Consider the following 12566-nt stretch of genomic DNA (forward strand, 5'->3'; position numbering starts at 1 on the left):
AAAAAGCCCTATCTCTAGGGCTCATATCTTTTAACCTTGCTCGTGTTTAATTACTTTCAATAAGCAAGAAATCGTATTTGTATGCATGGTTTCATGAATCGTTGTAAAGCTAAATAATTCACCAAATCTTTCGAACTTCATAGGACCAAGTTGTGTTGGAGGTTCCATTAAATTATCTAAAATAGTTGGAGAAATCTCAGATAAAGCTTGAAGTTGTTCATTCAGATATTTTAAAAGCTCTTCCTTGGAAGGCGGAGTGATAGTCCACTCAGAAGGCTTACTTCCAGTGAGGAACAAAACTTTATAACTCTCTGGAAGATTGATATCTAATGTAAATCCACCACGAGAAAGCAATCCGTTTAGTGCACTAATGATGTGTCCAATGTTCCAGCGGATCGTATTGTTGAATGCTTTTGGTTGAATATCATATAAATCTTCTGGTATTGCCTCTACTTGTCTAATAACCATTTGACGAACTAATATTGATGTATTAATAATCATTTGAGACATTGTGACAGCTCCTTGTAGTGTATAATGATCTCTCAGTGTACCTTTGTTTATCAAAGGAATCAAACTACTTTTATGATGAATACATATGAAGTAATGATGATTTTTATTTTACGATTAATTAATTCCTACCATTCTTGAACAAAATAGTCTGCTTCAATTTATTCAAGAATAGTCAGTAAAAAAGATTCCACTAATTCAGTTTCCTCCGCTAAAAAACCTATACGTATGAAGATATCTAAAGGAGCATGATGAGAATGGTTCATGACACAAACGGATCGTATTATGCAGTCATATTTTCAAGTCAACGTACTGCGGGGGATAATAGTTATAGTATTATGGCAGAAACATTGGAGCAACTACAACTTTATTTATTTAGATAACCTTCCCCATGTGGCGGTTTTTTTATAATTACCATTCCCAAATAGAGGCTACCAAAATGATATGTAGACCTACAGACAAAAAAACGACACCCACTTTCATGTGGAAATGTCGTTCACTTTATAAGAAATATATTCCTTAATCATTACTTTTGGGGGTAGTAACCTGTGTGATTTGGGAATTGCGCGCTCATGTTATTCTGATTATTCTGGAAACATCCAATGGGAGGTCCCAAAATGACGGATTCTCGGATAGGTGCTACCGCTTTGGCATAATCCTGCTCGCTAATACAGTAAGCTTGCTGCATAACTTCCTTCGGTGTGCACCGTAAGAAATCCGAGCCATACACGATGTCAGGGATAGGCTGATCGAAGATCGTCAAGATATGAGCGTGTTCGGACTCCGCAATAATCCAGTGGAACCAGCCAAGAGGCAACAGCGATACTTGCCCCGCCCTTAAGCAATAGGTCATCAGCCTTTGTGTACATGGGTTAAACACTGACGTAATGACTTCTCCACTAATTACAAAAACCGTCTCATTTACATTGGTATGCCAATGCGGTTGGACGATAATCCCTTTGGTCAAGTGGACGTTAAATAAACCGGTCTTGATCGCAGGAAGCTGCTCCCCGAATAACTGGGTAATATAATTGTGTGGATCACGTCTATAATTAAGTACTTCATTGGAATCTGCCGCCAATCGTAAATGGGGTGATTGCAGAACTGCATCCGTCATATCGTGTGACCTCCTTCATGGGTAAACTTCTACTGTACTATATGCCCAGAAGGAGATAAGCGGTACTATCATAAATCTGCATTGAGTATGGCTTGACAGATGTGCCATCAATGGCTCGCAACTAATTCATCGTTCATTACGTATTCCTATTTCACTGGAAAATAAATAGGTTGCGTTCCTTCATTCCTTTTACATAATTATCATTTGATGTTATTTATAGGAAGTATCCTGTTTGGCGTTTCGATTGTTACACCTTCAAGCTGTACATTAATACTTGTATGGATCGTTATTTCAACGCCTTGTGATGTCTTTGACACATTCTTCAGCATTATTTTCTTACCCTCACGTGTTAACGGCTCTTTAGCAAGGGGGGCTATGCTAACTTGTTCTTCTAGCAATTGATATCCCGCACACACAACTATGTTTACTACATTCTGAATAATAATATAGTGTCTCAATACAAAAAGTACGAATAGAAGAACGATGATGAATTGATATACGATATTACCGGTCCAGTTCTGGTACATAATAAATAGCAAACTCAAACTAATTTCTGGAGTATTATACCATAATATAAAGCTAGATCTTGCTATTCCAGACTTCTGAAAGCAGTTCGCCATTTATGCTCACACCTGCCACAGCTCCCAAAGAAGCAGCAATAACCACCAGATGCAGTTCCGATGCTACATCTCCGGCACTATAAATACCAGGCACGTTCGTTTTACCAAATTCATCGACGATGACAATTCCTGCATCTGTGGTCTGACACCCTAATGCTTGAGGTAAGTCTGATCCTGTTGCAAGCTTCGGTGCAAAGAAAATCCCTGTGCAGGGAATTACTGTACCATCCTCTAATAATACGCTATGTGCCACACCTTCGTTAGATTCGATACGTTGGATCACTGATTCAAATGTTAGAATGTTATGTTGCTTAATCTCTTCGCGTTGTTCATTCGTCCATTCATCAGGTCCATTGGTGCAGATTGTATATTGGTTTGTCCACCCAGCTAGACTTTTTGCTAAGTGAAATGCTTTTTCTCCATGGACAATTAAGACAAGTGACTGGTCTCTTAATTCCCATCCATCACAATAAGGGCAAATAAATGCGCTAATACCATATACATCTGTCAACCCATCAATATCCAAGGGGATGTCTTTCATCCCAACGGCAAAAAGCAACTTTTTGCTCCAAAAGGTCCTTGCCTGCGCCGTTGTAATTTGGAAATCGCCATCCGTTCCCGTTATCGTTACAGCCGTATCCTCCACAAATTGAACTGCGGGATATGACTTCATCTGCTCCATCGCAATTCTCCGTAATTCACTTGGACTTATACCATCTCTGGAAAGAAAACCGTGTGACTGACGAGTAACCTGATTACGTGGACGCCTTTCATCAATAACCACTACGCTTTTTCTTGCTCGGCCTAACACAAGCGCTGCATTCAACCCCCCAGGTCCGCCGCCAATAATCGCTACATCGATGTGTTTCTCCATAATAGCCATCCTCCAGGTCCTCACTGATCTTTATCCTTGCACTAAAAGTTTATTATAATCATATTTATTCATAATTATTTCAAGGTTACCCTTAACTCTTGTGCTAGCAGATATTTAGAAGTAAAGAAATAGATACTAACGAGAGGTTAGTGTCTTTCGTATCAAAGTAAACGGCTCAACAATCCATTGTTCTATACGGATGATTGTTACGCTCTTCTATGACCTGTAGCATTCCCTTCAATCACTGCTATTTATTTTTGCGAGTAGCCAGTATTGTTCATGTATTGTGAGTTCATATTATTCTGGTTATTCTGGAAACATCCAATGGTTCTTGATATGAAAAGGGTGGAAAAGTCTTTGGCATATACTAATTGTCCGAAACCAACTCATCCGCATCAGGCTCATCAAATTGTGGAGTCTTGGTTACATTGTCAATAAAATAGGAATCTCGATGATGTTATTATATGCTTTCATATCGTGCATATCTTCGATTATAACTATGATCGCACACACAAAAACGAGCCCTAGATTTGCATCTAAGGCTCGTTTTCCCATGTAGGGGTTCAAATTTAAACCCTCTAACGTCTTTGATATTCCATCAAATTCATTAGCTGATATTTACTTCTCCAGATACGTTAAAAATCTGTTAAACAAAACTGCTGCCTCAGCCCGGGTCAGATTACTTTTCGGATTGATTTTTTGATCAGGCGTTCCTTGCATCAGACCTAACTCAATGCAAATAGCCAATGCATTCTTAGACCAGCTTCCTGCCTGATCCATATCTTTATATTTAGAAAGTACCGATTCCGTAGTATTCGATACTACTGGCAACTTCCCTTTCAATTCAAGCGCCCTTACCATTATGACTGCCATTTCTTGACGGCTTAGAGGTTTCATAGGTTCAAACAAATTACCTGCGTACCCCTTAAATAAACCTGCATCCGTCGTAGCAATGACATCATCCTTAAACCACTTGTCTCCTGCTACGTCTTTAAATGATGTTGATCCACCTGCCTTAAGACCAAGAGCCCGTGTTAGCAAGGCTGCAATTTCAGAACGGTTTATGGTCAGATCTGGACCAAATTTCTGTTCGGTTATGCCCATGATAATACCTCGGGCCGCAAGAGCTTCAATCTCCTTGATCGCCCAGTGACCGACTGTATCTACGAATGCCTTAGGCATGTTGGTACCCGTTCCCGGCTTGGTTACCGCTTCGTTATCCTTATCAGACCCATTGTTCGTTCCTGTGCTTGGATTTGGATTGATCTCCGGTTTCGTACCTATGTCTGGGTTTGATCCTGTTCCTGGATTCGTACCCGGATTGCTGCTATCCTTCGCCTTTACTTTTACAGTCGCAATCGCTTTAATGTCGGTCCCATTGACCGAGCCTTTCACCTTGAAAGTACCCGCCTCTGCATAACTAGAAGGATCAATCCCTCCCCATACAACTGAAGCCTTCTCTGTCGTATGATTACTGAAGGTCACGGTTACTTCTGCAGGCAGTATCGGCGCAGATCCAGCTTCCGTTTCAACATTTACATCCTTAATAGCTACTATGTTTACTACCGATATAAGACCTTCTATTGCATTTTCAAGTTCTACTCGTGTTTCATCTAATGAAATAACCGTAGCGCTAGGATCCTTGATGAGCTTCACTGCTTGATCCAGAGCTGTAGCAACATTTGCCCATGTTTCAGATGTATAATCCGAACTCTTCAATTTAAGAGCATCGTCAATCGTTTGCTGAAGAAGCTCTTTCGAAATGTCTAGATCATTTGCTTTAATGTAGAAATCATCCAGAATAAAGGCATAATCAGAAGTAGGATTACCTGAACCTTTAGTCACAAATTTAAATATGACTTGGTAATCGTCTTGATCACCCGTTGTAAATTTTTTCTGGAATCGGAGATAACCGCCATCTTCACCGGCTTTATTACCCGGATTAGGTGATGTATTAAGATTTTCTTTCAACACAATTGCTCCTGTGGAGCGTGATTGTACAGAAACCTCATAGCCGGCATACGCTTCTAATGTGTAAATAAAACCTAAATCATATTCTGTGTTTGGTTTTAATTTAACACTGGATTCATTCGTTTTTATTAATCTGCCAACATCTGTTTCATTCATCTTTAACGAATTCTCTCCATCCAGAACCCAGGTCATTACTGGACCGATTGTATTCTCGGATGGTTGAGCGATTGGATTATTGTCATGAGGATTGCTTTGGTCGGTTGCAATATGAATTTGTCTAGACCCGCCACCATACTCAAACGGCCCCCAACCTTCGTACACATTCTCAAAATCCTCATAGACAACATAGCCCTTGTTCGTAGGATCCTTCTCTACCGTCGTATGCTTCCAGATCCGAGCATCATCAAATAGTACAGTACCCGCTCCCTGATAAGCTACAAGCTTGACTGTTGCAGTAGTAGCCCCTGCAGGAACTTTGAATTCAACATTCATTCTTTGCCACTTTGTATCCACATACTTGAAAGACGATTTATGAATGCCATCCATCCCTGTCACATCATTGGAATAGGTTTTACCGTTAACCGTAACCTGAAGTGAGGATTTTCTTCCCTTCTCGCTCTGAGTCCACACCCCAACTGAGTAGTCCTGATTAGGCTGTAATCCGGTAATCTCCTGAGACAATACACCCGCTTTGCTACCAACTTCCGCATATTTATTCAAATTTGAATTTTTCATTTCCATGCTGATATCGTACTCAGCATCACCTTGCACGGTCTTGATTGCAATGTTAGTCGAATCATCAACTGTCCATGAACCTGGAACATTAAACTGCTCTGAATTGAAGGCAAAATCCTTGATCAGACTTCCTTCTCCCCAATTTCCTGCGTTAGGTGCCACAGTCAGTACATCAACTGATGCGGGATACAGTACATAAGGTGTATTTTTCTTTGTCTTGTTAATCGTAAGAGATCCATTCTGAGCACCAAGTGTATCGACAAGTACTTTACCTTGTTGAGTCAACTCGTACATTTTAAACTCATTCACATCTTTAAATTCATCCGTCAACTGCCATGTGGTCGCATTACCAGTAGTGTTCCAGTGGTACAGCTTCGCTCCTTCGTTAATGGCCATGGTTTTATTCGTTTTAACATCCCACACCCATGGAATTAAAGAGTTCGCCTCACCTGTATGACGCACTGATTCATCGGTAGTCGTTCCAGTATCTTTCCAAGAAGAGATCAGCTTTCCGTTCTTGGACAACTCAATCATACCGGTGACTCGATTCCTCTTAGAGATAACATCGTTATCAAAAGTAACTTTATCCTCTTCATATTTCAGAACACCAAAATGTTGCATAAACTTCGTCGGTAATACTTCATTAAAGAACACCGTTGTCCCTTGCTGTACATCCGGTTTAGAATCACCCCAAGTTGTCACACCAGGTATTTTTTGTCCTTTAAAAAGAGCGTTTCCAACAAAAATATCCAAATTGTTCTTCACCATTCTAGAAAGAATACTCTTATTCCCTTTATTAGGATATCCTAAATCCGGGCCCCAGTGAACAAAATTCACGCCCGGCTCTAGCGGACCAGCAAATTCTGTTCCTACTGTTACCCCAAGGTTATTGGCGTATTGTAACAGTTTATAGGCGTTGTAGTCGTTGCCGGTATAAACGTCTATATAGAAGAAATCCAAAGTAGGATCATTCGGGTTGGTAGAATCTTTAGTAAGATTAAATAGATTTTTGAACCGAGCCTCCAGATCACCGCTTAAGACATCCTTTGTCTGATCTACATAGTAAGCCGTATCGATCCAATCCCAACCTTTAGAGAGCTTATCCGTCTTCGGTCCATTTGCTGTAGCGCCATTTAAGTTGGAATAATTCAGCTCATTGGCATCAAGCACGTACTCTGTTGCATTGAGATGGACACCGATACTCAGGTTATACTTATCTCCTTCATCGATCAAATAGTTGAAATCTTCCAATCCACCTTGTCTTACGCCAATATTAGAGTAGGAAGGAATATCATCATCATGCCCTTCCGCCTGATAGCCCTTATGAAGGATCATCTGTCCAAAACCGTCTGTATAATTGTACATAACTTTACCCGTATCCAACGTATTCAAGAACGGATCATTTGCTTGTCCAGCAAAGTTGAAAGCAATGTACATCATATTGTTCTTCATATCCTGTGCGCCTAACGGCTCAACGTAAATTTCCTTCCGGTAAGCGACAGCCGCATCCTGCCAATCCGTTTTTCCGTCGTTATTCCGGTCTTCGGTCACGACAACTTCATACCATGGTAACTCTTCGGTCTCATTGCTTTGAATATGGCGATAAGTCCATGTGCCCGGTTTCACTGTCACTTTATTGACAAGTAATTTCTTTTCCGTGGTGACAATCACTTTATTACCACCGCTCATTACGTTGTCCTCTACAGATGCTCCCAAGCCATTTCCACTCACCATCGCCATCGTAGCTCCAACAGTACCGCTTTGCTTCATTTGGGACATATTATCAACAAGTTCTTCTGTAAGTCCATGCCACTCCCCACTAGATTTATTCCACGCATACGTTGTACCTTCCATCGAACTATTCACATGGATCAGGGAATTGTTCATTTGTATCGAACGGACTACAAAATCTGAGTTCTCCGTAATTTTATTGATTTCAAAACGAACCACATTATTCACCTTAGCCTCGATATATCCTTCAATAACAACGCCAATCTCATCAATCGTCATCGTATACAGATATTTATTAGCGTTCTCTTTTTTAGAGACCGTATTTGGTACATAATCCTTATTATTAATCTTCAAGCTATTCGTTTGCTCCGCGTCGGCCTGTAGCTTGTGGCCATCAACTTGATAATCTACAATGCCTGGAAAATATTTATATACCGTAACCTTCAGTTGATCTTTCTCAATGTTATCTGTCTCTTGCGCAAGCTTGAGCTTAGGTAACGTCTCCAGTTCCACCATTTTCAGCTTACTCACCGTTATCTGTTTGTCTCCATACCATGAACAAAGACCAAACCAACCCGGGACAACGGTCATCGATTCTTCAGATACCGAACCCATATCCGTAGCTACCCCATCAGGACCGGTAATCGTGAGATTAATCGTAGTTCCCACCAGACGAAGTTCAATATGATAGTTTGTATTTGCTTGCATCTGATAAGTATTCGGGAAGGACACCTCATTGCCGTTACTTGCTGTGACCTTCCACTTCCCATTAATATCATGAGCAACACTTACATATTTGTCAGCAGCCGAACCTCTTAATATAACACCATATCGACCACCTTCTACTCCAGCGGATACATTCGTGTTAAAATCAAAGGCTACTAGCTGATCAGCGAATTTAGGACTATCCTTATCCACTGCTAATGAAACCCCTGGCATGTTCAATTGGATTTGACCATTTCCATGAGCGAGCACTGATGGTTTACTGCTATCCAGGGCACCCCAATCCTGCTCCGAATAATCAGGCGCATACACTCGGATCTCTTCCGCAGTGATCGCGTCTATCTTAGCTTGAATCGAATAGGCCGCAGAATTATAAATGCCATATGATCCTGGTTCATATCCAGTTACAGTCACACTGCCAACCTTAATTCCATTCACATAAAGACCTAGTTCATTCTCAATCATTTCTACACGTAGTGTATAATATTTTTCAAATGAAAGTGCTGTAGCACTTCCAATGGCAATGGCATCGTTACTGCCATCCAGCTTGTATTTCCAAATCCCTGGACTTTCCTCATATATCGCGATATTTCCTAATTTAATCCCCGCGATTCCATCCGCCTGCATTTTCACTTGATATATACCGTTTGGTACTGGAGTTACACTCTTATTGACAGCAGTGCTTCCCGTATCAATTGTACCTTCCAAATATCCATTTGAAACTTGCGGCGTACCATTAAACCCTTCCCAATTCACGATTGAATCACCTTCATAATACTCTTCATAGCTCAGCTTGCCGATATGTGATGAAGACGTATTCATATCGAGGAATTCTTCTGTAAAGACAACATTATCGATATAAATGGATTCTTGGGAAATCACTCCAAAACGCCCTTCTCCGAATTGTTCTACTACCGCTAAGTTAGCTTGCAATGTAGCGCCGTTAATACTTAAGGTTACAGACTTGTCAGAATACTGAAGTCCAACTTTGTTCCAAATATAAAGTGAAGGGCTCGAGTCCATAGCATCAGTAACGTCAAAGTCAGTGCTGACCCCACCCTTATCCAACAATACCCATTTCGTACCATCATATTTAACAATAGCACCATCGCCGATAACAAATCCGATATTATTAGTTGAAGGTTTAACATCTAACGTATATGTCGCACTTTGTAAGGATGGTGCATCCATGTTCATTACGTTCCCTTTGATATTAGAAAGTTTTAATACCCGGTTACTACCTTCTGTAATAATAGTAGAATCAGCACCATTCCAGGTACCCTTAACGCCATCCTCGAAATCATTTCTGTATTGTGCAATTTGTTTGGGTTCAATGATCTGATTCGTATACTGTACATTGTCGATCTGTAGTTCTACAGTGCTTCTGATGCGAAGACCGAGGCGACCAACTACATCAGAGAATTTATCAAAAGTAATGTCACCAATCAGCTTTTTATTTAAATATACCGTTATTTTCTTCCCATTAAAATTAAACATGAGATTGTTCCAGCGCCCTTGAATCGGATAAGGAATCTCTTGCTTATCTCCCCAACCCGTATTGGACTCTGGGATCCAGCTACTAGGATCAACCCCGAGTTCATTGAAGATGCTCGCTGAATCATTCATTCTGAAGCCAAAAGCAAACCCTTGTCCGCTACCCAGTTTGTCTGGATTAACCAGTTTGAAATCTAATGAAAGCGTACCCTGTTGGATCTGTGGCGAATCCAAATCCACGCCTCGTTCGCTAGACCCTTTTTTAAGAGAGAGAACTCTATTACCCGTAGTAAGATCAGTCACGACCGTTGCGTTTAACCCTGACCAATGAGGGACATAACTCAGATCTTCATAATCTTGAGTATAATCAATAACGTTTGATGGCTTATCCTTAGTACCTACGCCTGCAATACGTAACTCCTTGATCATGACATTTCCCGTTGCAAAACGTTTATATAGACCTACCTGACCGATTCCAGTCGACTGACTCATTAAATCAGTATCCTGATTGTAGTAAGTCACGCCGTCTACATTGACCATAAGTTTAGTGCCATTAAAACCGATCTGAATCCGATAATCCGTATCCATTTCTAGTTCTGGTCCGTCGAATACCACCCATTTACCTGTACCATCCGGACTCTGAATGACCCAGTCCGTGCCGGCATCATAGCGGACAGACAACCCTTGTTTATTATCAGCAGATCCTAGAACAAAACCAATATTACCTTGGCTTGTACTTGTATAACGCATCGTTGTATCAATTACTCCTGCGGAAAGCCAAGGAGCCTTATCCCACGTTGCTATCGCTCCACTACCTCCCAAATTGCTGATCGCTACTGTCAAGCCGTTATTTACAGAAGCTGTTCCGCTTCCTTTGACGAAAGTCATTGCTTCCGGTTCCATAGACTGATAGTTGTTCGTATACGTTACAACTTCTTGACCATCCGGGACGTTTTTCTTTACGTCAGCTAGAAAGCTTTCTATGTCTACATTTTCGGTTGTTGCCTTGCTCTTTTCAAGAACTGTAATTGTAGCTTCAGCTTTAACACTCGTGCCTTCTCCACTTCCTTCTACGTTAAAAGTCCCCACCTTCGCATATTCAGAAGGTTCGATCGAATCCCAATTCACCTTAACTTCCGTGGTGGTGCTATCGTTGTATACTGCTTGTACTACCGAAGGGAGTACTGGCTGCTCACCAACGTATGTATCAATCTTGACCAGAGGGATACTGTCGATTGTTCTTTCTTGTGCCACAATCGGCAAATCACCAATTTCTCCTGCTGTTGCATAAGCAGTGCTTCCTGTGAGTACCATCATCTGACTTGAAGCAACCAACAAAACCATCATCCAAATAAATAATCTGGATATCATTTTATTACTTTTTTTCTGCATGAAATCATTCCTCCTACTGCCATTAGGCTGTTCTTTTAATTCACCTCACATAATAGGTAAGCGTTTACATTTAAGTTTGTAATGAACTTGATTCATTGTGGATTTAACGGTATTGAACTCCTTTCTTAATTGTTATGCTCCCACTATAATAGAGCAATTTTGCATGTCCCCTCCACATCATATTTCAATTTTGATTTTATCAGCTTCTGTCTATTATTAGCTTTCAAAAAATAACCTAAAATGGATAAAATGTTTGAAATACGGAACAAAAATTTAAAATTTGTCAGCGATTTCAAGCCAAATTCTAACAGCGCATAACAATTAATTTTTGGCACTTCCTGACTACTGAGATTTTTTATCTGTCTACTTGACAAGGATATAACCACCCTGCAAAATAAATAAGAAACAAACAGTAATCATGATCAGCTATAGAATACTCTACCGGGGGTGATTACTTTAAAAAGGGAAGTTGAACTCTTATTTCATGGGCTACAACAAAACATGATCTATAATGCATTACAACGCACGCTGAAACCGGGATATTTTTTTGGACCTCATTGCCATAAAAATGTGGAGATCTGTTTAATGAAAGAAGGAGAATGCGACATCATTGTAAACGGCGAAGCGATTACCGTTCACAAGGGTGAGCTTATCGTCATCTTCTCTCATATGATTCACTCTTTTCATGTAAAGTCGGATCAAGAAGCAGTCTTTTTACAAGTTCACTTTTGTCCGGAGAGCTTTATAAATGCAGACCTAAAAGTCAATGGAAACATAAAGTTCCTTCATTATTTGACAGATGCACGTAGCGCTTATACTTTTCAATCATTTACGAATCAACTTCTTTCATGTGTTGAGCGAATTTGTGAAGAAACAAATAATGAAACAGGTGTGCATCACGTACCACTGGCCAATATTTACATTTACGAAATGCTGTTTCTACTCTCTCGCGAGATTGAACAGAGTGTTCGCAAGGTGTTTAGTGTTGATAATCCCATCGCAATTCGAGCTATCCATTTTATTAATCAAAATATGGAAAATAATATCTCACTAGATGATGTAGCACAGAACTGTAACGTAACTGCGAGGTACATATCAAAAATTTTTAAAAAATACGTAAATATATCGGTAAACGATTACATTTGTATTGCTAAAGTAGATAGAGCCATGAATTTTATTTGTAATACAGAATTCTCAATCACAGAAATATCATCCAAACTCGGATTTTCAAGCGCACAATATTTCTCAACGGTATTTAAGAAATACAGTGGCGTCACGCCAAAAGAATTTAAAACTCTCCGTACTAAGGATATTTAGCGTGTCGAATATGCAAAAAGAAGGAGCTAGCCCAAGAGTAGATTTTTCTACTTCTAGGAAAGCTCCTTTTTCTATGTTAGACTTC

General features: G+C 40.2%; 7 protein-coding genes. 2 read left to right on the forward strand and 5 right to left on the reverse strand.

Annotated features, from left to right (window positions below; all coding sequences use genetic code 11):
• Positions 1-30 precede the first annotated feature (30 nt).
• Positions 31-510, reverse strand: a complete 480-nt coding sequence (locus tag PBAT_RS08705; protein ID WP_068648588.1) for a DinB family protein — start codon at positions 508-510, stop codon at positions 31-33.
• A 254-nt stretch (positions 511-764) separates the two neighbouring features.
• On the opposite strand from PBAT_RS08705, the gene PBAT_RS26220 reads away from it, so the two are divergent.
• Positions 765-890: a hypothetical protein gene (locus PBAT_RS26220; RefSeq protein WP_276326540.1), complete on the forward strand. Its 126-nt coding sequence runs from the start codon at positions 765-767 to the stop codon at positions 888-890.
• A gap of 143 nt (positions 891-1033) precedes the next feature.
• On the opposite strand, the gene PBAT_RS08710 is transcribed toward PBAT_RS26220, so the two are convergent.
• The 4 genes from PBAT_RS08710 to PBAT_RS08725 form a co-directional block, all read right to left on the reverse strand.
• A complete protein-coding gene (locus PBAT_RS08710) occupies positions 1034-1624 on the reverse strand; it encodes a cupin domain-containing protein (RefSeq protein ID WP_068648590.1) in 591 nt (196 codons plus the stop codon).
• 200 nt (positions 1625-1824) lie between these two features.
• The gene (locus PBAT_RS08715) at positions 1825-2244 is read right to left on the reverse strand and encodes a hypothetical protein (RefSeq protein WP_068648592.1); all 420 of its coding nucleotides are present in this window, start codon (positions 2242-2244) and stop codon (positions 1825-1827) included.
• Complete coding sequence (locus PBAT_RS08720; protein ID WP_068648595.1) at positions 2204-3118, reverse strand: NAD(P)/FAD-dependent oxidoreductase; 915 nt, start codon at positions 3116-3118, stop codon at positions 2204-2206. Before PBAT_RS08720 ends, PBAT_RS08715 begins: the two co-directional genes overlap by 41 nt.
• A 618-nt stretch (positions 3119-3736) precedes the next feature.
• Positions 3737-11164, reverse strand: coding sequence for an endo-alpha-N-acetylgalactosaminidase family protein (locus tag PBAT_RS08725; protein WP_068648597.1), 7428 nt, complete (start codon positions 11162-11164; stop codon positions 3737-3739).
• A gap of 501 nt (positions 11165-11665) precedes the next feature.
• Here PBAT_RS08725 and PBAT_RS08735 point away from each other — a divergent pair.
• Positions 11666-12481, forward strand: coding sequence for a helix-turn-helix transcriptional regulator (locus tag PBAT_RS08735; RefSeq protein ID WP_084402923.1), 816 nt, complete (start codon positions 11666-11668; stop codon positions 12479-12481).
• Positions 12482-12566 lie beyond the last annotated feature (85 nt).

The organism is Paenibacillus antarcticus (assembly GCF_001637225.1).
GTDB lineage: Bacteria > Bacillota > Bacilli > Paenibacillales > Paenibacillaceae > Paenibacillus_AQ > Paenibacillus_AQ antarcticus.